General features: G+C 65.2%; 17 protein-coding genes, 1 tRNA gene and 1 pseudogene. 11 read left to right on the top strand and 8 right to left on the bottom strand.

Annotation, left to right across the window (positions count from 1 at the left end):
- Positions 1 to 54 precede the first annotated feature (54 nt).
- The 7 genes from O5O53_RS09980 (at position 55) to O5O53_RS09950 (ending at position 6,931) form a co-directional block, all read left to right on the top strand.
- Complete coding sequence (locus tag O5O53_RS09980; RefSeq protein ID WP_269511792.1) at positions 55 to 1,125, top strand: ABC transporter substrate-binding protein; 1,071 nt, start codon at positions 55 to 57, stop codon at positions 1,123 to 1,125.
- Between the two features lie 6 nt (positions 1,126 to 1,131).
- Positions 1,132 to 2,742, top strand: a complete 1,611-nt coding sequence (locus tag O5O53_RS09975; protein WP_239306866.1) for an ABC transporter permease — start codon at positions 1,132 to 1,134, stop codon at positions 2,740 to 2,742.
- Positions 2,742 to 3,791, top strand: a complete 1,050-nt coding sequence (locus O5O53_RS09970; protein WP_269511790.1) for an ABC transporter ATP-binding protein — start codon at positions 2,742 to 2,744, stop codon at positions 3,789 to 3,791. Before O5O53_RS09975 ends, O5O53_RS09970 begins: the two co-directional genes overlap by 1 nt.
- 74 nt (positions 3,792 to 3,865) lie before the next feature.
- Positions 3,866 to 3,938, top strand: a tRNA-Glu gene (locus O5O53_RS09965).
- Positions 3,939 to 4,000: 62 nt separating this feature from the next.
- Positions 4,001 to 4,822: a PhzF family phenazine biosynthesis protein gene (locus O5O53_RS09960; RefSeq protein WP_269511788.1), complete on the top strand. Its 822-nt coding sequence runs from the start codon at positions 4,001 to 4,003 to the stop codon at positions 4,820 to 4,822.
- A gap of 80 nt (positions 4,823 to 4,902) precedes the next feature.
- The gene (locus O5O53_RS09955; RefSeq protein WP_269511786.1) at positions 4,903 to 5,478 is read left to right on the top strand and encodes an HD domain-containing protein; all 576 of its coding nucleotides are present in this window, start codon (positions 4,903 to 4,905) and stop codon (positions 5,476 to 5,478) included.
- A gap of 10 nt (positions 5,479 to 5,488) precedes the next feature.
- The gene (locus O5O53_RS09950; protein WP_269511784.1) at positions 5,489 to 6,931 is read left to right on the top strand and encodes an FAD/NAD(P)-binding protein; all 1,443 of its coding nucleotides are present in this window, start codon (positions 5,489 to 5,491) and stop codon (positions 6,929 to 6,931) included.
- 73 nt (positions 6,932 to 7,004) lie between these two features.
- Here O5O53_RS09950 and O5O53_RS09945 read toward each other — a convergent pair whose 3' ends face one another.
- On the bottom strand, positions 7,005 to 8,996 hold the full coding sequence (locus O5O53_RS09945) for a purple acid phosphatase family protein (protein WP_269511782.1): 1,992 nt from the start codon (positions 8,994 to 8,996) through the stop codon (positions 7,005 to 7,007).
- Positions 8,997 to 9,132: 136 nt separating this feature from the next.
- Here O5O53_RS09945 and O5O53_RS09940 point away from each other — a divergent pair, with 136 nt between their 5' ends.
- Entirely contained in the window at positions 9,133 to 10,827 is a 1,695-nt protein-coding gene (locus O5O53_RS09940; protein ID WP_269511780.1) for an alkaline phosphatase D family protein, read from the top strand.
- Positions 10,828 to 10,915: 88 nt separating this feature from the next.
- Here O5O53_RS09940 and O5O53_RS09935 read toward each other — a convergent pair whose 3' ends face one another.
- From O5O53_RS09935 to O5O53_RS11815, 3 genes are read right to left on the bottom strand one after another with little or no spacing between them, the layout of a single operon-like run.
- Positions 10,916 to 13,105, bottom strand: coding sequence for a YhgE/Pip family protein (locus tag O5O53_RS09935; RefSeq protein ID WP_269511778.1), 2,190 nt, complete (start codon positions 13,103 to 13,105; stop codon positions 10,916 to 10,918).
- Positions 13,102 to 15,693: a YhgE/Pip family protein gene (locus O5O53_RS11785; protein WP_269511776.1), complete on the bottom strand. Its 2,592-nt coding sequence runs from the start codon at positions 15,691 to 15,693 to the stop codon at positions 13,102 to 13,104. The genes O5O53_RS09935 and O5O53_RS11785 overlap by 4 nt, the downstream gene beginning before the upstream one ends.
- 27 nt (positions 15,694 to 15,720) lie before the next feature.
- Positions 15,721 to 15,876: a hypothetical protein gene (locus tag O5O53_RS11815; RefSeq protein WP_181888315.1), complete on the bottom strand. Its 156-nt coding sequence runs from the start codon at positions 15,874 to 15,876 to the stop codon at positions 15,721 to 15,723.
- Between O5O53_RS11815 and O5O53_RS09920 the strand changes: the two are divergent.
- A pseudogene (locus tag O5O53_RS09920) lies at positions 15,845 to 16,339 on the top strand (type III PLP-dependent enzyme domain-containing protein); the annotation flags it as partial. The gene O5O53_RS11815 and the pseudogene O5O53_RS09920 overlap by 32 nt on opposite strands.
- A gap of 37 nt (positions 16,340 to 16,376) precedes the next feature.
- Here O5O53_RS09920 and O5O53_RS09915 read toward each other — a convergent pair.
- On the bottom strand, positions 16,377 to 17,063 hold the full coding sequence (locus O5O53_RS09915; protein WP_269511774.1) for an IclR family transcriptional regulator: 687 nt from the start codon (positions 17,061 to 17,063) through the stop codon (positions 16,377 to 16,379).
- 61 nt (positions 17,064 to 17,124) lie between these two features.
- On the opposite strand from O5O53_RS09915, the gene leuC reads away from it, so the two are divergent.
- Both leuC and leuD read left to right on the top strand, forming a co-directional pair.
- Positions 17,125 to 18,546: a 3-isopropylmalate dehydratase large subunit gene (gene leuC, locus O5O53_RS09910; protein WP_269511772.1), complete on the top strand. Its 1,422-nt coding sequence runs from the start codon at positions 17,125 to 17,127 to the stop codon at positions 18,544 to 18,546.
- 12 nt (positions 18,547 to 18,558) lie between these two features.
- On the top strand, positions 18,559 to 19,149 hold the full coding sequence (leuD, locus tag O5O53_RS09905; protein WP_269511770.1) for a 3-isopropylmalate dehydratase small subunit: 591 nt from the start codon (positions 18,559 to 18,561) through the stop codon (positions 19,147 to 19,149).
- A 3-nt stretch (positions 19,150 to 19,152) separates the two neighbouring features.
- On the opposite strand, the gene O5O53_RS09900 is transcribed toward leuD, so the two are convergent.
- Genes O5O53_RS09900 through O5O53_RS09890 form a run of 3 tightly spaced genes read right to left on the bottom strand, consistent with a single transcriptional unit; the run spans position 19,153 to position 21,120 of the window.
- Positions 19,153 to 19,614 carry a hypothetical protein gene (locus tag O5O53_RS09900; RefSeq protein WP_181888319.1) on the bottom strand — a complete coding sequence of 154 codons (462 nt, stop codon included), beginning with the start codon at positions 19,612 to 19,614 and terminating at the stop codon, positions 19,153 to 19,155.
- A gap of 5 nt (positions 19,615 to 19,619) precedes the next feature.
- Positions 19,620 to 20,084, bottom strand: coding sequence for a YbjN domain-containing protein (locus O5O53_RS09895; RefSeq protein WP_269511768.1), 465 nt, complete (start codon positions 20,082 to 20,084; stop codon positions 19,620 to 19,622).
- A 25-nt stretch (positions 20,085 to 20,109) separates the two neighbouring features.
- Complete coding sequence (locus tag O5O53_RS09890) at positions 20,110 to 21,120, bottom strand: NUDIX hydrolase (RefSeq protein ID WP_269511766.1); 1,011 nt, start codon at positions 21,118 to 21,120, stop codon at positions 20,110 to 20,112.
- Between the last annotated feature and the right edge of the window lie 16 nt (positions 21,121 to 21,136).

The following is a 21,136-nucleotide window of genomic DNA, read 5'->3' as shown; positions in this document are numbered from 1 at the left end:
TGGGATGCGGTGTTAAGGTAAGCGCTGTTTTTACCGTGCGCAAAGGAGTTCTTAATGAAATTCACACGAAAGTCCCTGTCTGCAATTGCCACCCTCAGCGCCGCGATGCTCGCTCTCGCTGGTTGCTCTGAGCCTACAGAGGACACAGCATCTAGCAACGGAACCTCCGGCGGGAATGCTGCTGAAGACGCGGCCAAGGATTCTGCCACCGGTTCGCTCACGCTTTACACTTCCGAGCCGGAGGAGAAGGTCGACGAAATTATCGCAGCGTTTAATGAGGAGCACCCGGATGTAGACGTGCAGGTTTATCGTGCAGGCACCGGTGACCTCAAAGCGCGTATCGAGGCAGAAAAGGCATCTGGCTCCGTGGAGGCCGACCTGATCTGGGCGGCGGACGCACCAACTTTTGAGGCCTTCAAGTCTGAAGACCTGCTTGCACAGTTGAATGATGTGGAAGCTGGTGAGGTTATCGACAGCGCCGTGGACCCGGAAGGGTACTACGTTGGCACCCGCATCATCTCTACCGTTCTTGCGTACAACACCTCAGTGATCGATGAAGCTGATGCACCACAGTCTTGGACTGATCTGACCGACGCACGGTTCCGCGACAAGATCGTCATGCCGGACCCGGCAGTTTCCGGCGCAGCCGCATACAACGCCACGGTGTGGATGAACAACGACGAGCTCGGTGAGGACTGGCTCACCGCGCTGGGTGAGAACGCACCGATGATTGCTGCATCCAACGGCCCGACCTCGCAGGAGATTGCGGGTGGTGGCCACCCGGTCGGCGTAGTGGTGGACTACCTCGTGCGCGATCTGGCGGCACAGGGATCCCCGGTTAAGGAGGTCTACGCCACCGAAGGCTCGCCGTACATCACCGAGCCGATCGCAGTATTCGCGGATTCGAAGAACCAGTCTGCGGCGGAGTTGTTTATTAACTTTGTGCTGTCGAAGAAGGGCCAAGAACTAGCAGTCGAGCAGAACTACTTGCCGATCATTGACGGCGTCGGTACGCCGGGTGATGCCCCGGAGCTTGATGATATCGCGTTGATGGATGCTGATCTGCAGACACTGACGGACGATCGCGCACGTTCCGTAGAGTTCTTCCAGAGCGCGATGAACTAGGTGGCAATGCAACGCGTTTCTTCGCCGGGGCTCAACCTCGCTCGCCTAGGGGTGTGGTTGGTTGCCGCGGCGATTTTCATTGTTCCTCTCGCGATGGTGGTCTCACTCGCGCTCGGGGGAAATCAGTTTCCGGTACTTGTGGAACAAGGCCTGGCGCGCGCCACTTGGAATTCCGTGATTACCACCGTGCTGTCTTCTATGGGCGCGGTACTAATCGGCGGCACGATTGCGATTGTTTTGGAGCGCACCGATGTTGGTGGAGCAACGGGATTACGCTTATTTCTGCTCTCGCCGCTGTTAGTCCCACCGTTCGTCGGTGCCATTTCCTGGCTGCAGCTGTTTGGCCGAAACCAGGGGCTCAATGCGCTGTTCGACCGGCCGCTGTGGGACCTGTACGGAGCCGACGGCATTGTCTTTCTGATGACGTTGCACTCGTACCCGGTTGTGTACGTCATTGTGGCCGCAGCGTTGCGCCAGATCCCCTCTGATCTCGAACTGGCTGCACGCGTTAGTGGCGCGGGCAGTGGCACGGTGCTGCGCACTGTGACCATCCCGCTGTTGGGGCCAGCATTCTTGAGCGCCTTCACCCTGACGGCAGTGTCGAACCTCGCCGACTTCGGTATTCCATCGATTCTGGGGTCGCCGGTGCAGTTCGAGACATTAGCGACAATGTGTTACCGGTTTATGGAATCAGGCACGGTAAGCAACCCGCTGCAGGTCGTGTCCACAGTTGGAGCAGTGTTGATGCTGCTGGGCATTATCGCCGTGGTGGCAGATTACGCGGTGTCGCGCCGAGCCTCCTCGCAAGTCAGTGGTGCCAGCACGATGAAACTTTCACTCGGTGTGGCGAGAGTTCCTGTCACCGTGGTGTCCTGGGTCCTTGCACTCGCGGTTACCCTCGGTCCGATCTTGGGGCTCGCTCACCGTGCGCTGCTTCCGGCCCCGGGTGTGCCGTTTACGTTGGAGACAATCTCGCTGTCGAATTTTCAGCGCACCCTGAGCAACCCGCGGGTGGTTGATGGTTTCACTAACTCGGTCGCTCTCGCAGGCGGTGCCGCACTACTGTGCGGTCTGCTGGGTTGGGCGATCGGCATCTTGGTCACCCGCACCCGCGCGCGTACTAACACGCCGCTATCTCTGGCTACATTGCTTCCGGCTGCACTCCCTGGACTGATCATTGGCGTCGGGTGGCTCATTGTGGGCAGGTACACGGGGCTCTACAACACCCGTTGGGTGATCCTGTTGGCCTACGTCTGCGCCTTCACAGCCTTGGTGCTGCAGGCTGTGCGCGCACCGATGAGCAAGATTCCGGTTGCAGTGGAAGAAGCGGCACGAATCTCTGGCGCGGGTAGGGTGCGCTCAATCGTGGATACTTCGGGGCGAATGGCTGTACCAGCGGCGTTCTCCGGGGCAGTTCTCGTTGCAGTTACCGCGGTGCGCGAGCTCACCGTGTCAATTCTGCTCGTTGCTCCGGGCACCACAACAATTGGTGTGCAACTGTTCAACCTCCAACAGTCCGGAAACTACAACCAAGCTTCAGCGCTTGCTTTGATGTTTGCAGTAATCGGTATTGCCGCCCTGGCACTGACTGTGCGCAACCCTGACAAGGAGTCCTGATGAGTGACATTGCGATTGACGGCCTCAGCGTCGTATTCCCAGACGGTGCCGTTGGGTTGGACGACATCAACCTACGCGTTGGTAGCGGCGAGTTCGTAGCGCTAGTCGGCCCGTCCGGCTCGGGAAAAACCACGCTGCTGCGCACCCTCGCCGGGTTTGTGCAGCCCTCCACAGGCACGGTCTCCCTCGACGGCACAAACGTGACTCGCACACCGCCAGAAAAGCGGCGGATGGGCATGGTGTTTCAGCAGCACGCAGTCTGGCCACACATGAGTGTTGCGGATAATGTCGCCTACCCGCTCAAACGTGCAGGTACGAGCAAGAAACAACAACAACAGCTCGTCGAATCGACGTTGCGCACCGTGGGGCTGGAGAGCTACGGAGACCGGAAACCTTCAACGTTGTCTGGCGGTCAGCGGCAGCGAGTCGCACTCGCGCGTGCGATTGTGGCCAAGCCGCAAGTGCTGCTGCTCGACGAAGCTTTGTCGGCCCTCGACGAACCACTGCGAGACAGTCTTCGCCGAGAGCTTGTTGCACTGACCAAGCGGTCTTCTCTAACTACAGTGCACGTGACCCACGACCGCAAGGAAGCGATTGCCATCGCCGATCGCATCGCATTGCTGCGAGACGGCGAGCTCGAGCAGTTTGCCTCGCCGAGGGATATCGTCGCTCAACCAGCTTCGCCGTGGGTGGCCTCCTTTATCGCTGACGCGACGCTGTTAGAGGGACAAATTATCGACGGCCGCGTGGTCGTCACAACGCCTGCCATGGAATGGCCGACTGCGCATGTGGAGATGGTTGGCGCATCAGGCCATAGAGGTGATGTCACCGTTGCGGTGTTACCTGAGGCGGTAGAAGTGGCAGCACCAGGGGAGCGGAACGTACTAAACGGCCGGGTCACCTCCTCGCTATTTGAGGTGTCCGTCTACTCGCTCACCATCGATGTGGACGGGGTGGAGTTTCGCGCTCGCGCTTCAGCCCGTATGAACCCAAAGGTCGGGGATCGTGTCGGCATCGGTATTCACAATCCGCTCGTTTACCCTAGGTAAAGAGGTCTGAACAGGCGATTTGTAGGTTTGCAGTAACGTCCTTTATCTTTAACAAGTCGCAAACAAGCGAGCGCGCCCCGTTCGTCTAGCGGCCTAGGACGTCGCCCTCTCACGGCGGTAACACGGGTTCAAATCCCGTACGGGGTACAAGGTACAACTCCCGATCCGGACTCCGGGTCGGGAGTTTTCGCGTTGGTAGCCTTGGCCGGGTGACTTCCCTGAACTTCTTTGAAATCGACGTCTTCGCCACCGGCGCATTCACCGGCAATCCGCTCGCCGTCATCTGTGGCGCGGATGATTTGAGCGACGAACAGATGCAGCGAATTGCGTCGTGGACCAACTTTTCCGAGACGACGTTCCTGCTCGAGCCGACCACCGAAGAGGCGGACTACCGCGTGCGTATCTTCACGCCGGTGGAGGAGTACGCCTTCGCCGGACACCCCACCCTCGGCACGGCGCGTGCGTGGCTGGAGCTCGGTAACAAGCCGCGCAACCAGGGCCGCGTGATCCAGGAGTGCGGCGTGGGCAACGTCGAGGTCCGCATCCAGGGCGACTCCCTCGCGTTCGCCACCCCGCCGCTCAAACGCGACGACCAGCTCTCGGAGGAGGAAAAGGACGAGGTGTGTGACACCTTTGGCGTCGAGAAGCAATTGCTTGTCGACGCCGCCTTCGGTGACAACGGCCCCGGTTGGAAGCTGGCGCTGCTGGATGGATTGGACGCGTTGCGGGCGCTGGAGAAGCCGGCGGATAGCGGCTTGAAGGTGGCGTTTGTGGCGCTGACGGGGAGTGCGGATCCGGCCTATGAGCTGCGAGCTTTCACGCCGACGTTCGAGGATCCGGTCACCGGTAGCGCCAACGGTGCGATGGCGCAGTGGCTGCGAGGGAGGGGAGATGTGCCGGCGGAGTACACGGTCTCGCAGGGCACGGCGCTCGGGCGCGACGGACGGGTGGAGATTACCGACGACGGGGAGGACATCTGGGTTGGTGGTCGCGCGCAGGTGCGGGTGCGGGGGACGCTGGAGGCGGGATAGAACGGGTGTGCGAATAGCGGGGTGGTGATGTCGACGGCGCTCGTATCGTGTGAAGCGTTCCCGACAGATAGGGGTCTGGCATGACCAATGCTCCCGTCGCGTCCCCGCGACTTATCCAGGCAATCAACACCGCAGCGTGGGCGCACCGCGACCACGTCCGCAAAGGAACCGACATCCCGTACGTCTCCCACGTTGTCGGCGTGATGCACCTCGTTTCCCAGGTCACCGACGACGAGGACGTGCTTATCGCGGCGCTGTTCCACGACATTTTGGAGGATGTGCCCGAGGAGTACAGTCCGCAACGCATGGCCGAAGAGTTCGGCGACCGGGTGGTGGAGCTGGTGCGCGGAGTGACCAAGAACAGCACGCTTTCCAGCTGGCAGGACCGCTCGGACGCGTACTTGGCGCACTTGCGTGAGGCGGACGACGGCAGCGTGCTCATCTCCGCCGCCGACAAACTGCACAACCTGCTGTCCATCCACGCGGACCTCGATGCGCTCGGCGACGAGTTGTGGGGCCGCTTCAACTCCGGCAAAGAGCGCCAGCTGTGGTGGTACCGCTCCGTGGCGGACCTGGTGCAGGAACGGCTGCCCGGCAACCCGCTGGGAGAGGAGCTAGCCCGCCAGGTGGAGCGGCTGGAGGCACGCGGCGCATAAGCTGGGGCGCATGCAAAATTCGGTGATGAAGGTAGCGATAATTGGTGCCGGCCCGCGCGGTCTGTGGGCGTCAGAAGAGCTCATGGAACGGGCGCGGGAGCGTGGCGCTGCTATCGACGTGACGGTGTTCGACGCCAAGCCGCTGGAAGAGTCCTCCGCGCCCGGGGCGTTTAGTGATTCGGTGCCGGAGGAGTTCATCCTCAACGCACCGAAGTCCATTGTGGAGACGAAACTCGGCCCACTCGACCCGAACGATGAGCTTCCCGGCGATTTTCCCAGCCGAAAGCATGTCGGCGAACACCTGGATAAGTCGTGGCGCGCGCTCGAGAAGAACCTGCCGCCGCGCTGCAGCCTCACCCACCGGGTGGAGAACATCGAGATGGTCGAGCCCACCGACAGCGGGGTAGACGTGCTCGGCGAGCACTTCGACGAGGTGCTCGTGGTCACCGGCCATGCGCACGACTGGCCCGGTTCGCTCGCGCATGCGGACCTCGGCGACCTCAAGGTAGTCGCTCCTGCCTACCCGGCGTCGAACCTGGACGCGGTGAGCCCGGACGACGTCGCGTTGGTCCGCGGCGCCGCGCTGACATTCATTGACGTGGTGAAGTACGCCGACGCGAAAGTCTTCTATCCCGTGACCCGGTCGGGCCGCTTCATGGAGGTCAAGGCGTACTTCGAAGGCGAGGCGAAGGAAGCGGCGCAGCCGCACATCGAGGCGGCCTCGCAGAAAATCCTCGACTGCGAAGGCCTCGACGAGCTACAAGACATCCTCGCGGACTGCGCCACGGAGCTGCTCCGCATCGCCGGTGGCGAAGGCGGGAAAGACGACATCCGGAACGTGCTGCGCGGCGAAGACTTCACCGGAGACCCAGTGGCGGAGCTCCGCGCATCCGTTGCGGCGGCCCGAGGGGAGCGCCCCTGGACGCCGGCGCTCGCCGTGGCGCTGGCTTTCCGCGACACCTACGACGCGGTGATCGACCGCGCCTCCTACGGCGGCCGCCACACCTTGGGTGGGAAGGACTTCGACGCCTTCGTGTCCACGCTGGAGCGCGTCGGTTTCGGCCCACCGGTGGAGTCCGCGCAGATCATGCTCGAGCTTATCGACGAAGGCCGGATCCGCACCGAGCTCATCGCCCGCGGTGAGGAGGACCTCCGCGACTTGGCCGAGGAGGTTGGCGCGACCGTCGTCATCGACGCAGTCCAGGCGCCGCCCGGAATTGTCGAAGGAACCCTGGTGGGCAACCTGGTGGAGGCCGGCATCGGACTGTGCTACGCCGACACGAATGCGCTGCACGTGAAGCCGGACGCCACGCTTGTGGGGCAGGAACACCTCGCGGCGGCCGGCCGCATGAACGAAGGCTTGGTGCTCGGCCACGACACGCTGAAGCGCACCAAGCAGCACGGCATTGAACGCTGGGCAGACCGCGTGAGCGCCGCTGCAGCAGAGCGCTAGAAACGGCTGCTGAAAAACACAGAACCCGCCACAGCGATCCGGGTGATCGCGGTGACGGGTTAAGCATTTCGCGCTAGATGTTGAACTGCTTGCGGATGTCCTGAATCCACTGCGGGTGGACGTAGGACAGTGCCGCGAAGATCGCGCCCAGGACAGCGATCAGGATCGCCAGCACGGTGAGGATGATGCCGCCGGTGCTGCTGCCGGACACGCTGCCCGCGGCGTCCTTGCCGGTGTTCTCCGTGTCCTCGCCTGCGCCCTGATTCTCAGTCGGCTCCTGCGGCTCGGCATTCTTGGTAATGGTCTCCTTGATCGTGGTAGGAACCGTCTTGGTCTTCTCCACGACCTTGGTTTCCGGCGAGGTCTGCGTGGACGTCTCCGTCACGGTGGCGGTGGCGACGGATGTCTTGGTGGTGACCTCCGGCTCAGCACCCTTGGTGATGGTGGTCGGTACCTCAACCGTCTCGGTCTTCGTCACGGTTTCCTTCACCGTGGTCGGCACTTCCTTGGTCTTTTCCACCGTCTTGGTTGCAGGTGCGGTCTGCACGGACGTCTCGGTCTCGGTTGCGGTGCCGACGGAAGTCTTCGTGGTGGTGACCAGCTTCTCGGAGGTCTGCGTCGTCGTGATTGTCTCCGGAGCAGGCTTCTGTTCGGCGGTTGCCTGCTCGGTGGTTGCCTGTTCAGAGGTCGGCTTCTGCTCGGTCGTCGGGTTCTGCTCGGTCGTCGGCTTCTCCGCGTCCTTCTTCTGCAGCGTGACCTGGTCCACCACGTACGGGGTGTTGATGTTGTAGGTGGTCAGCTTTAGCTCGGTCGGGGAGACGCTGATGTTGGTGTAGTCCGGGTTGTAGTCCTGGCGCCAGCGGGCGGTGGTGTCGTGCGCCAGGTCGCGGGCGTACTCCTCGCGGACGCGCGGGTGGGTTTCGCCGAACTTGTCCTGGAAGTCGTAGTACTTGCCGCCGGTTGCGGTGGTGGAGGTGAGGTAGAGCACCTCGCCGTCCTCCGGGATGAGCACATCGCCGGACTTTGCAGCGCCTTCCGGGATCACCGGGTCAAAGCCGTTCATCAGGTGGGAGCGGGTGTAGATGTGGTCGTGGCCGCTCAGTACCAGGTCCACGCCGGCCTCGGACAGCTTCGGCGTGAGCTGCTCGCGCAGGCGCACCACATCGCTGTCGGTGTAGTGGGTGCCCTGCGAGAACGGGGCCTGGTGGATGCCCACCATCACCCAGTCCGCGTCCGCGCCGTGGTCCGCGATTGCGTCGTTGACAAACTTCGCGTGGGCCTCGATGTCGGCTGCGCTCGAGCGGTTGCCGTCGAGGCCGATGAACAAAACATTGTTGTAGTTGAAGTAATAGTTGGCGCTGGTGCCGTCTTCGTTGGGCAGGAAGTACGTGTCCTGGAAGTGGCGGTCCGGAGCGTAGGTCTCGTGGTTGCCCTTCAGCACCGCCAGGCGGTACTTCTGCAGCGCCTCCGGAGCGGTGAACTCCTCGAGCTGCTTCACCGGTGCGCCCCAGCCTTCAGCCTGGTCGCCCAGGTGCATGAGGAATGCAGAATCCGGGTGCTCGCCGGTGGCGACGTTGACTGCCTTGTTCCATGCGGCGGACTGCTCCGCGATCTTCGCGTCCACGCCGATCTGCGCGTCGGCCATGGCCAGGAAGTTCCAGGTGTCGGAATCAGTGCCGGTGGTGAAGGTTCGCTCCTCGCTCCAGCCGCGGTCGTCGTTGCCTACGCGGTAGACGTACTCCGTGTCCGGCTTCAGGCCAGTCATCGTGGCCTCGTGCGGGTAGAAGATCGCGGCGTTGTAAGGGCCGCGCGGGGATTCGACGCTGGTGACGTCGCCCGGGTTGTCTGCCGGCCAGTACTCCAGGTACTGCAGCTCGTTGGTCTTGGACTGCCATGCCAGGTTGGCCTCGGTTGCGTCGGAGCCGATGCCGAGCACGATGCGGCTGATCTTGGTGTTGACCGCGTCCGCAGCCACAGCGGTGGTCATCGGTGCGAATAGGGAGACAACGACGGCGGTGGAAACAGCGCTGCGGCGCAGGGAACGGTGGGTACGCAGGAGAGTCATGGTTGCCCACTTAAATCACCCGCTTTTAACAGGCGGTTACAAGTAATCGGACACCTCGGTGAATTGAAAATGAATATCAGGTGACATCGGTCTGCTGTTCTTGCACCAAGTTTACAGCTGGTTGAGAGTTAGCTCCATGAGCTCAAAGTTCCGTGTCAATCGTCGTGTGTTCCTGCAAACTGTCGCAGCGGCAGCCGCCGCAACCGCCATCGGCACCGGCGGCGCCTACGCCGCTCGGCGCGGCACGGTGTCCACCCCTGAAGAACCGGTCCCGGCAAGCGAGTGGGACCTGCCGTTCCTCCACGGCGTCGCATCGGGCGACCCGCTGCCGGACCGCGTGGTGCTGTGGACCCGCGTGACCCCGTCGCGCGAGGCGCTGCCGGGCTCCGGCCTCGGTGAGGACGTGGAGCTGGAGTGGCAGATCGACACATCTGAGGACTTTGGTAACCCGCAGTCGGGCTCCGTGACCACCTCGGCGGATTCGGACCACACCGTCCACGTGGACCCGGAGGGCCTGGAGCCGGAGACGGAGTACTTCTACCGCTTCGTCGTCAAGAGTGGCGAGTTCGAGGGCGCGACCTCCCCGGTCGGCCGCACCCTCACGGCGCCTGAGGCTGACGCGAGCGTGGACAACCTCAACCTGGCCATCGCCTCTTGCGCGAACTGGGAGTCCGGCTTTTTCGCCGCGTACGGCGACATGGCGCAGCGCGCCCGCGCAGGCGAGATCGACCACGTGGTCTTCCTCGGCGATTACATCTACGAGTACCCGACCGGCGAGTATGCCGGCAAGAGTGGCGTCGCGCGCATGCATCACCCGGAGTGGGAGATCACGACGCTGGAGGATTACCGCCAGCGCCACGGCCGCTACCGCACGGACTTCAACCTGCAGGCCGCGCACGCGGCGTGCCCGTGGATTGTCATCTGGGACGACCACGAAACGGCGAACAACAGCTGGCTCAACGGTGCGGAGAACCACACCGACGGCCGCGTGGAGGGCGAGTGGCCGGAACGCCTGAGTGCCGCGAAGCAGGCCTACTTTGAGTGGCTGCCGGTGCGCGCGCAGTCCGCGGGCGAGGAGCAGCTGCTCTACCGCAGCTTCACGTTCGGCGATTTGGCGAAGCTGACCATGATGGATCTGCGCACCTACCGCGACGCGGAGACCTCCGGCGCGAACTTCGCCAACGACGACCGCACGATGCTGGGCAAGGCTCAGTTCGATTGGGTGGCACAGCAGCTGCAGGAGTCCACGGCCCGCTGGGATGTGCTGGGCAACTCGGTGATGGTCTCGCCGATGCGATTTGTCACCATCCCGGACGACGAGAAGGCCAACATCGCTGCAGGTTATATGAAGGAGCGCGCAACGGGCATCGCGGTGAACTCGGATCAGTGGGACGGCTACGCCGCGGAGCGCGACCGCCTGCTCACCATGTTGGATGAGCAGGAGTCGAACGCACTGTTCCTCACCGGCGATATTCACTCGGAGTGGGCGAACTCGATCGCCTCGCCGTCCGGCTTCGGCGAGATCGGCTGCGAGATGGTCACCACTTCCATCTCTGCGCCGAATGTGGACGAGATCCTGACCACCGCGTTCGGCACTTACCACAAGGAAGACAACTCCACCTCGCTGCTGGTGGAGAAGGTTATCCGGGACTACAACCCGTGGGTCAACCACATCGACTTTGACGCGCACGGCTACGGCATCGCCAGCATCCACTACGACTACGTGGACATGCTGTACTACCGCGTCTCGGACGTGGAGGACCCGGACGCCGCGGTCAGCCTCGGCACGAAGCGCCAGTGGCGCATCGGCGAGGGGTTCGTCGAAGCATAAGCTGCTTATCGACGACGGTCGCGAAATCTGGGTGGGCGGGCTGGTCACCGCGCGCGTGCGTGGCACCATCGAGCTGTAGGCGGGCGGCCTACGTCATCATCACCTTGGTCTGGGCGACCGCCTCGTCCATGCGGCCGATCGCGTGGTGCAGCCGGTGACGCAGCCAGAGGCCGAGGAAGAGGAAAGGCAGCACGAAGAGGACGAGGCAACCGAGGGCTCGCCAGAAGTCCCAGCCGTAGGTGCCGAAGACCGCGGCGCGCATAGCGCGGATCGAGTAGGTCGCGGGCAGCCAGGGGCTGATCGCCTGCGTCCAGCCCGGCAGCAGCTGCAGCGGGTAGGCTCCGCCCGCAGCCGAGACCTGGAGCACCAGGATGAGCACGCCCACGGCTTTGCCGGCGTTGCTCAGGGAGAGCACCAGCGTGTAGCAGATCAGGTGGAAGACCAGGCTCGAGACCCACCCCGCCATGTAGAGGAGGAAGGGGTGCGCGGGCTCGATGCCCACGTAGACGATGAGCCCCGCCATGAGGAGCGTGGATTGGGCCAGGCCGGTGGTCACGAACGTCAGGTAGCGGCCAAAGTACTTCTGGCCCGCGGTGAGGCGGTCGGGATCGACCACGTTCTGTTCGATGGAGCGATCGTCCGTGCGCACGGCCACCGACGTCAACAGGGCGCCCACCCACAGGGCGAGCACCGTGTAGAGCGGGGCCATGCCGGCGCCGAAGCTGACGCGGGGGAAGACCTCCTTGCGCTCCACCTTGACTGGGTCGACGAGGGCGTCGGCGAGCACTTCCGGGTGGCTGGAGACGAGGTCGGCCAGCTTCGTCAGGTCCCCGCTCGAGCGCGCCTGCGCGATCGACTGCTTCGCCTCCTGCATCCTCGCCGCGTTGGCGCGCAGAGATTCCGCCGTGCCGCGCAGGTTTGAACCGGAGGCTGCGAGGGTGTCGCGCAGCGAGCCGGGCCGGTTGGCCAGGGCAGAGGAGACGCCGTCCATGTCCGAGCGGGCCTTGTCGACGTTCGCGCGGACGTTGTCCAGCGAGCCCGACAGCGCCTCGAGGCGCGGGCGGATCCCGGTGTCGTAGGAATTCTTGGCCGAGTCCATCGCCTCGCGGGCCCGGGCGATCGAGTCCTCGATCTCCTGCCGGTCTGCGTTCTTCCCGTCCCGGCCGCCCTGCCCGGCGGTGAGGTGCGCGGCGGCGTCGTTGAGTCGGTCGCGCACGGCCGTCTGGCGGGCGATGGCGTCGTTGAGGTCGCCGACCACCGCGCGCACCCCCGGCTGGGCGTCGGGGGGAAGCACCGGGCCGACATGCCCGTTGATGGTGTCGCGCAGGGCCGTGTACTGCTTCACCTGGACATCGACGCGCGCGGCGATGTCCGTCAGGTTCGCGGCGGTGGCCTGGGAGGTGGCGGAGGAGTCCGCCAGCAGCTGGCCGACACGGTCGCTCACGGCGGCGAAGCTTACCGACGTCGCCCCCAGCGCCGCCGCAAGCGCCGCGCCGTCTCCGCCGAGGCTCGCCCCGGTGACCCCGAGGTCGACGGGGTGGACCTGCCCGAGAGAGTCGCCCAGCGCCCCGGAGATCCGCTCGGCGCTGTCGACGAGCGGCACGCTCGACTCTGTGAGCGAGGCGAGCGCGTCGACGGTGTTGGCGCTGGAGAGCAGCTGGTCGCGGGCGTTGGCGGTGCGGGTCGCGATGGAGTCGAGCGCCTGCTTGGCCTCCGCCTCGTTGAAGTAGTCCGAGGTCGTCTCGATCAACCCGAATGACACCTCGGAGAGGGCCCTGGTGAACGACGCGCTGATCTGGGCGCTGACGCCCTGCGTGCCGCTGGAGATGAGCAGCGGGGAGATGGGGTTCTTCTTCTCGTTGATGTAGAGGTCGATCCGGCTGGGTTCGGCGTCGTCGGCGTAGAAGGTGAACATGTCGTCGCTCAGCGTGGGAGGCAGGACGATGGCGGCGTAGTACTCGCCGGATTTCGCGCCCTCGATGGCGTCGTCGACGTCGGTGATGACCCAGTCCATCGAGTCGTCGCGGTAGAGCTGGGAGAGCACCATGTCGCCGACGTTGACGGCCAGCGGGGTGAGGTCGCTCGTGTGGCCGCGGTCGGTGTTGGCCACCGCGACCTCGAGGCGATCGGTGTTGCCGAATGGGTCCCACGCGGCCAGCACGTTGAACCAGGCGAAGAGGCAGGGGATGGCGATGAGGCCGACCATGACGATGCCCGCCATGACGTTGGTGTAGAGCCGGCGCAGGTCGTTGTAGGCGATGGAGAAGACGGTTCTCACTTGGTGTCCTCGCTTTCGGCGTCCGCGGGCCCGATGGTGACGCTGGTGCCGGCGGAGTCGTGGCGGTGGATCACGGCGTCGCGCAGCTCGGCCTCGCCGAGGCGTGAGACCTGTTCGGCGTCGACGAGGCTCTGCGTGAAGTACTCCACCGCGCCGAGGTAGAGGGTGACCAGCAGCGACCAGGCGACGACGATGGCCAGCATGATCGTCTTGTCGGTGGGCAGGAGCATGGTGAGCAGGGTGATGATGGCGATGCCGACAACGCCCACGACGATCCCGCCGAAGATGAGGGTGCGGTAGTTCTCCCGCAGCATCCGCGCCCGCTTCTCGACGCCACCGCGGAACTCATCCCGGTCCGACAGGGCGGCCATGATGTCGGACGCGCGGTAGGGCGAGCCCATGACCTCCACCTTCTCGTTGGTGATCAGGTTCGTGCGCGCGAGCTGGCGGTTGAACAGGAGGTTGGCGTGCGAGGAGGTGAGTCGGAACAGCCACCCCAGGGCGAAGGCCGCGGCGGACATGGCGAGAAGCGCCGCCATGAAGCGGAGGTAGTGGTGGTCGTAGAACCCGGCGATGGTCTCGCGCATCGCGTCGATGCCGTAGCGGAAGGGGAGGAAGGGGTAGATGTGGCGGAAGAAGTCGGGCATGAGCTCGATGGGGTAGAGGCCCGACGCGCCCGGGATCTGGATGACGACGAGGAAGACGGCGATGCCGCGGCCAATGTGGCCGAGCGCGGAGACGATGGAGTAGATGATCGCCGTGTAGGCGACCCCGATGGCGATTGCGGTGGCGAGAAAGGCCGTGACGGACTGCATCTGCACCCCGAAGGCCACGTTGCCGAGCGTCACCACGACGGCCTGGAGCACCGAGAGCGTGGCGAAGAGGAGGAAGCGGCCGAGGTAGGCCTGGCCGACGGTGAGGCGGCGGAAGCCCTCGGTGTCGACCTCGACGCGGAAGATGATCGTCAGCACGAACGCGCCGATCCACAGGGCCAGGTTGGTGAAGAAGGAGGCCATGGAGCTGCCGTAGTTCTCCGTGGGGAAGACGGCCTGCTGCTCGACGGTGACGGGCGAGGAGATGTACTCGCCGATCTTCGCGGAGTTGAGGTTCGTGACAGTGTTGAGGGCCTTCGAGTCGGAGGTGGCCAGGAGGGCGTTGATGTCGGACTGGGCGGAGCGGGCGCCGTCGGCAAGCGTGCCGAGGTTGCCCGAGACCTCGTCGAGGATGCCGAGGCTGGCCGCGAGCTGGTTGTCCACCCCGGCGAGCAGGGAGGTCGTTTCCTCGCGCAGGGCACGCTGGCTGCTCAGCGCGCCGCGCACGGAGGCGACGCTGCCGGAGGCCTGCGCGAGCGAGGCGTTGATCGCGGGCACGGACTCGCCGAGCTGCTTGCTCGCGTCGCGCGCTGCGGCGTTGGAGTCGGCGGTCGCGGCCTCGAGGGAGTCGCCGAGCTCGCCTATCGACGCCAGCGCGGCGCCCGCGCTGCGGTCCACGTTGTTCAGGCCGTCGAGGACGGCGCGGGAGGCGGCGGTACGCTCCTCCAGCGCGCTGGCCGCGGCGTCGAGCTGAGCGCGGACCTCGGGCGATAGGGCCGCCCCGGCCGACATGGCACGCAGCTGCGCGGCGGCGGATTCGCCCTGCTTGACCACGCCGTCGACTTCGCCGACGGCCGAGCGCACCCGCCCCTGGGCGGTGCCGAGCTGGCCCGTCGCCTCCGCGATGGAGGCGCTGGCGGAGGCGGCGCCGAGGCTGAGTGCGTTGGTGGACTCGACGAGCGCGGCCGACGTGTCGGCGCTGAAACCGGCGGAGGACTTCTGCAGCTCGGCGATGATCCCCTCGGCCTCGCCGAGGGAGGAGTCCACGGACCGGAGGGTGTCGTCGACGGAGCCGACGAGGGTGTTCAGCTCGGCGACGACCGGGCGCGCCCCGATGATGCTCTGCTTCATCGTGGCCACCCGCCCCTGGGAGGCGTCGAGGTCGGCGGCGATCTGGCCGAAGCTCCCGGAGGCCTTGCCTCGGGCCTCCTCGGCGTTAGCGCGCGTCGCGAATCCTTTGTTGCGCAGCTCGGTCGCCGCGGCCTCGCCGACCTTCTTCTTGAAGGCCTCGGACACGGCCGTGTCGACGGCGGAGGCGCCGGCGTCGGTGATCGAGGGGGCGACGCCGTTGCTCTTCTCGTTGACGTAGTACTCCAGCACCGGCTGCGTGTAGGTGCCGCTGACCAGGCTCAGCAGGTCCTCGCTGAACTCCGGCGGGATGAGGAACATGGCGTAGTAGTCGCCGCGCATGAGCCCGTCGCGGGCCTCGTCCTCGGGGAGGAACACCCACCCGATCTTGTCGTTGCCCTTGAGCTGCTCGGTGATCTGCTCGCCGACGTCGACCTCGCCGACGCGTTCGGCGGAGGCGCCACGGTCGTTGTTGACCACCGCGATGCGGATGTTCTGGGTGTGGTTGTAGGGGGCCCAGAAGGCGTTGATGTTGAACCACGCGTAGAGCGCGGGGATGATGAGCACGCCGACGATGATGATGAAGGCCCGGGGAACGCGCAGTAGACGACGAATGTCCCGTACAAGAATCTGCCCGCTCTTTCTCACGTGGCGAGCGTACCCTCAAATAGAGCGTTAGGGGAAACGCCCCGGGTCTGGGCCAAACTCGAGTCCTTCAACCCCGGCGGCAGCGCCAAGGACCGCAGAGCCCGCGCCCTCGTCGCCGACGCCCTCGAGCGCGGCGTGCTCGGCCCGGGACTGGCAGGAGCCGACGCGCGGCGCGTGGCTCACCGAGGTACTCTCCGGTGGCGTCGCAGAGGCGCTGCGCGAGCGCGGGTTGCGTCTGTATCTTGAGCCGGGGCGCTCGCTTGTCGACGGCTGCGGGCTAACCCTTGCCGAAGTCGCCTTCACCAAGACCCGTTCCGACGGCGTGCCCCTGGTGGGCCTAACCATGAACCGCATCCAGTGCCGCACGGCCTCGGATAACTTCCTCATCGACCCCTACCTGGTCAAGCGGACCCCGCCGAGTGAGGAGATCGAGGTGTTCTTGGTCGGCGCCTACTGCATCGAGGACGAACTGATCCTGCGGCGGAAGATCCGCTTCCCCCGCGGTGTGGCGGCGGGGGACCTCGTCGCGATCCCGAACACCGCTGGTTACTTCATGCGCATCCTGGCGAGCGCGTCGCACCAGATCCCGCTGGCGAAGAACGTGGTGTGGCCCGCGGGGCGCTTGGACGACATCGACGTTCGCTGAGGCCCGTTGGCGCCCCCAGTACCAGGCCGGAGCTCGGCTAGAGCTCGGCGCTCAGCCGAGCGGTGGCGTCCTTGAGCGCGGCGCCCCACTTGGCTGCGGGGCTCGGTCCGAGCCGCTCGGCCGGGCCGGAAATAGACAGCACGGCCACCAGCGCACCGTCCGGTTGGAACACCGGCGTGGACACCGATGCGAGCCCGACTTCGCGCTCGGCCACGGATTCAGCGAAGCCGTCGTCACGGACTTGCTGCAGGTCAGCGGCGTCGAAAGGCGCGTCGACGGGGGCAAAAGCCGCGAACACGCGGGCGGCGGAGCCGGCGGATAAGGTCAGGTGGGAGCCGACCGGGACCACGTTGTGCAGTCCGCTTTCGGGTTCCGCGGCGGCGATGCAGGTGCGCGTGGTGCCGGTGAGCTGGTAGAGCTGGGCGGACTCGCCAGTGGTCTCGACGAGATCTCGAAGCACCGGGGCCGCGGCCGCGAGCAGTCTCGGCGACGGCCCACCGGTGTAGCTGGGCAACGCGGGCCCAAGCGACCATTCGCCGCGTTCGTTGCGGGCGAGCACATGGTGCACCTCGAGTGCCGTGGCGATGCGGTGTGCGGTGGCCCGGGGCAGCTCGGTGGCGTCGCTGAGCTCTGCGAGCGATTTGTCGCCGCTGGCTACGGCCGCCACGATGGCGACTGCGCGGTCGAGCACTTTGATGCCTGATCCTTCGTTATACTGTCTCACAGTTCGAATCCTATCATCTCATTATGTGGGAAGGTGGGGAGGAAACGCGAAGGAGTTTGCTATGGCGGATACACCGTTGACGTTGGCGGAGAAGGTGTGGCGCGACCACGTGGTCAAGCAGGGCGAAAACGGCGAGCCCGACCTCATCTTCATCGATTTCCAGCTTCTGCACGAGGTCACCTCGCCGCAGGCGTTCGAGGGGCTGCGCTTGGCCGGGCGCACGATGCGCCACCCGGAGCTGCACCTGGCCACCGAGGACCACAACGTGCCCACCGAGGGGATCGTCTCCGGCCAACTGCTCGAGATCGCGGAGCCGACCTCGCGCACCCAGGTTGCCACGCTGCGCGAGAACTGCGAGGAGTTCGGCGTAACCCTGCACCCGATGGGCGACGTCAAGCAGGGCATCGTGCACACCGTCGGCCCGCAGCTGGGCATCACCCAGCCGGGCATGACCATCGTCTGCGGCGACTCGCACACCTCCACCCACGGCGCGTTCGGCTCGATTGCCATGGGCATCGGCACCTCCGAGGTGGAGCACGTCATGGCCACCCAGACCCTGCCGCTGAAACCCTTCAAGACCATGGCCATCGAGGTCACCGGCGAGCTGCAGGAAGGCGTCACCGCGAAGGATCTGATCCTGGCGATTATCGCCAAGATCGGCACCGGCGGCGGCCAGGGCCACATTATCGAGTACCGCGGCGAGGCCATCGAGAAGATGTCCATGGAAGCGCGCATGACCATCTGCAACATGTCCATCGAGGCAGGCGCGCGAGCCGGCATGGTCGCACCCGACCAGAAGACCTTCGACTACGTCCAAGGCCGCGAGTACGCCCCGACAGGCGCCGACTGGGACGCCGCGGTGGAGTACTGGAAGACGCTGCCCACCGACGAGGGTGCCACGTTCGACACCGTGGTGGAGATCGACGGCGCGTCGCTGACTCCGTTTGTCACCTGGGGCACCAACCCCGGCCAGGGCCTGCCGCTGGGCGAGAATGTGCCAGACCCGGAGGACTTCACCGACGAGACCTCCAAGCAGGCCGCCGCCAAGGCACTGAACTACATGGACCTGACCCCGGGCACGCCGCTGCGCGACATCGCCGTCGACACCGTGTTCTTAGGCTCGTGCACCAACGCCCGCATCGAGGACCTGCGCGCCGCCGCCGAGGTGGTCAAGGGCCGCACCATCGCGGAAAACACCCGCATGCTGGTGGTGCCCAGCTCCACGCTGGTCAAGCAGCAGGCGGAGGAGGAAGGCCTGGACAAGATCTTCACGGACTTCGGCGCCGAGTGGCGCACTGCCGGGTGCTCGATGTGCCTGGGCATGAACCCGGATCAACTGAAACCGGGGGAGCGGAGTGCGTCGACAAGCAACCGCAACTTCGAGGGACGGCAAGGCCCCGGCGGGCGCACCCACCTTGTCTCCCCGCTGGTCGCTGCGGCGACCGCTGTCACCGGCCACCTCGCAAGCCCCACAGACCTGTAAAGGAGCACCCCGATGGAGAAATTCACCACCCACACCGGTGTCGCCGTGCCGCTGACGCGCTCGAACGTGGACACCGACCAGATCATTCCGGCGCGCTACCTCAAGCGCGTCTCCCGCACCGGCTTCGAGGACGGCCTGTTTTCCAACTGGCGCGAAAGCGAACCCGGGTTCGTGCTCAACCAGGACGCTTACGCCAACGGCTCCGTGCTGTTCGCAGGGCCCGATTTCGGCACCGGCTCCTCGCGTGAGCACGCCGTGTGGGCGCTGATGGACTACGGCTTCCGCGCCGTGTTCAGCCCGCGCTTCGCCGACATCTTCCGCGGCAACTCCGGCAAGGCCGGGCTTTTGGCCGCGAACCTGCCGGAAAGCGACATCGAGCTGATCTGGAAGCACTTGGAACAGCACCCGGGTGAGACCGCCACCGTGTCGCTGGAAGACCGCACGGTCACCGTCGGCGACAACACGTTCGTCTTCGAGGTGGACGACTACACCCGTTGGCGCCTCATGGAAGGCCTCGATGACATCGGGCTGACGCTTCGCGACGAAGACGCGATCGAGGCCTTCGAAGCGAAACGGCCGGCGTTCAAGCCGGCCGTGCGGTAAGCGCTAGTCCTGCGCCGCTTCCTCGTCGAGGCGCTGGGTGACCTCCGGCGCGAACTCGGTGAGGAAGTCGCGCGAGGCGGCCACCACGCCCTGGATGCCGGTGAGGATGTGGGACTCGAACTGGTTGTCCGTGTACTCCCAGTGGCCGGGCAGGCTGTAGGCCACGCCTAGGGCAGTCACCCCGCGCTCCTCGTCTTTGAGCGCGGTGACGGTGGGGTAGGCCTTGGTGTAGTTGTACTGCTCGGCCCAGTTGCGGATGTCCTCGTAGCGATCCGCGCCGATGGAATCCACCGCGACCGAGGAGATCACGTTGATGTTCGGGGCGATGTGCGCGATTTCCAGGCCGATGCGGGCAAACCCGGTGCGGATGGCAAACTCGCTCGCCTCGTCGTACTGCCAGCCCTGCTTGGCAAAGACATCTTTCACGCGCTGGATGGACAGGGGCTTGAGGGTGTCGTTGCTCATGGGTGTTACGCCTCCTTAGCGCCGTCGTTGAAGGATTCTTCGAGGCCCGGGAAGGTCCCGCGCAGCTGGCCGGCCACGTGGTGGATGGCGGAGAAGAAGTACTCACACATCTCGCGCAGCTGGGTGTCGGCGAAGCCGTCGCCGGAGAAGAACGGCGCCTCGATGATCGCGATGGCGGTGCCGTCCTCGCGCAGCACCGGGTGCACGCGCACCAGCGGCAGGGTGCGGTTCATCACGTTCGCGAACTCGCGGAGCTTCTCGACGTCCTCCGGTTGATCCACAACAGCCATCCACCTGGACGTGGCCTTAAAGCCCTCGCGTTCGACCTCGAAAAAGACCACCAGGCCGGGAAAGGCGGTGCGGACCTCGCCACCGTCTTCGCGGAAGTACTTCAAATCCATGCCTTCCAGCGTGGAGGCGATGCGTTCCTGCGTCACCGGCGGGAAAGCGGTGGGGGTGGGAGAAGTCATAAGAAAAATCCGTTCCTTTCTTCTGTTACAGCACCGGCAGTGCGGACGGGACGTAGTCGGCTCCGGTGAGCTGGCCACCGTGGAAACTCAACACCCACACGGAGCCCTTCTTCGCGTGGATCTCGGTGTCGATGGGCAGGGTGCCCTGCGCAGACAGCCAGGCGATCATGCCGGGGATGACATCGCCCTGGGCGCAGACCACGGATGTGCCGCCCTGCTCGATCACCTCGGTGAAGGCGCGCTGCGCGCCGACCATGTCGGACAGCCACGCCTCGTCGCCGAAGCGCTCGTCTACGGCCACATCGATGCCCAGCTCGTCCGCAAGCGGGGCGACGGTGGTCTGGCAGCGCTCCGGTGCGGCGGAGTAGATCCGCTCAGGAGAAAACGCGCTGAGCAGCGGGACCAGCATCTCGGACTGGCGGCGGCCCTTCTTGTCCAACGGGCGCAAGTTGTCGTCGCCGGACCACTTCTCGCGCTCGTGCGCGTGGGCGTGGCGCACGTACAAAACGCGCGCGTCCGCCGGGGTGCCGAAGCGCTTCTGAGCCTTGCGCAGCACCTGGCGGTCCAGGTCGTAGGTCATCAGCTCGCAGGCGTCGTCGATATGCAACCAGCGGATCTCGTCCACCTCGTCGTTGGGCTCGAACTCGCCGCCGGTGACCTCACCGGTCCAGTAGTAGACCACCTTCGTGGTCTTCTTCACCGGGTAGACGGTCTTGCCCAAAAGCTTGCCCAGGCGCACGTCGAAGCCGGTTTCTTCCTTGATCTCGCGCACCGCGGTCTGCACCAGGGACTCGTCCGGGTCCAGCTTGCCCTTGGCCAAAGACCAGTCGTCGTAGTGCGGGCGGTGGATGCACGCCACCTCCAGCGAGTCGGTGTTGTTCAGGTCGCCGCGCCACAGCACCGCTCCGGCGGCAAGCGTGGTGCGCTTGAACTCGCTTTGCGGGTGGTTGGGGATTTGCTGCAGGCGCCCGGTGAGGAACATTTCACCGCGCGTGTCCTTGTCCTGCTCGTGCAGTTGGCGGTCGTCATTTGGCATACGTTCCATTGTGTCG

It is taken from the genome of Corynebacterium faecium (assembly GCF_027257105.1).
In the GTDB taxonomy this organism is placed as follows: domain Bacteria; phylum Actinomycetota; class Actinomycetes; order Mycobacteriales; family Mycobacteriaceae; genus Corynebacterium; species Corynebacterium lehmanniae.
Note: the sequence above shows the minus strand (reverse complement) of the source record. Positions and strands in the feature narration are given on the sequence as shown.

Excerpts from the sequence above, each read along its gene's own strand:
- O5O53_RS09890 (WP_269511766.1), bottom strand. The coding sequence starts at position 21,120 with ATGCCAAATGACGACCGCCAACTGCACGAGCAGGACAAGGACACGCGC.
- O5O53_RS09970 (WP_269511790.1), top strand. The coding sequence starts at position 2,742 with ATGAGTGACATTGCGATTGACGGCCTCAGCGTCGTATTCCCAGACGGT.
- leuC (WP_269511772.1), top strand. The coding sequence starts at position 17,125 with ATGGCGGATACACCGTTGACGTTGGCGGAGAAGGTGTGGCGCGACCAC.
- leuD (WP_269511770.1), top strand. The coding sequence starts at position 18,559 with ATGGAGAAATTCACCACCCACACCGGTGTCGCCGTGCCGCTGACGCGC.
- O5O53_RS09955 (WP_269511786.1), top strand. The coding sequence starts at position 4,903 with ATGACCAATGCTCCCGTCGCGTCCCCGCGACTTATCCAGGCAATCAAC.
- O5O53_RS09980 (WP_269511792.1), top strand. The coding sequence starts at position 55 with ATGAAATTCACACGAAAGTCCCTGTCTGCAATTGCCACCCTCAGCGCC.
- O5O53_RS09975 (WP_239306866.1), top strand. The coding sequence starts at position 1,132 with ATGCAACGCGTTTCTTCGCCGGGGCTCAACCTCGCTCGCCTAGGGGTG.
- O5O53_RS09950 (WP_269511784.1), top strand. The coding sequence starts at position 5,489 with ATGCAAAATTCGGTGATGAAGGTAGCGATAATTGGTGCCGGCCCGCGC.
- O5O53_RS09895 (WP_269511768.1), bottom strand. The coding sequence starts at position 20,084 with ATGACTTCTCCCACCCCCACCGCTTTCCCGCCGGTGACGCAGGAACGC.
- O5O53_RS09900 (WP_181888319.1), bottom strand. The coding sequence starts at position 19,614 with ATGAGCAACGACACCCTCAAGCCCCTGTCCATCCAGCGCGTGAAAGAT.
- O5O53_RS09940 (WP_269511780.1), top strand. The coding sequence starts at position 9,133 with ATGAGCTCAAAGTTCCGTGTCAATCGTCGTGTGTTCCTGCAAACTGTC.
- O5O53_RS09945 (WP_269511782.1), bottom strand. The coding sequence starts at position 8,996 with ATGACTCTCCTGCGTACCCACCGTTCCCTGCGCCGCAGCGCTGTTTCC.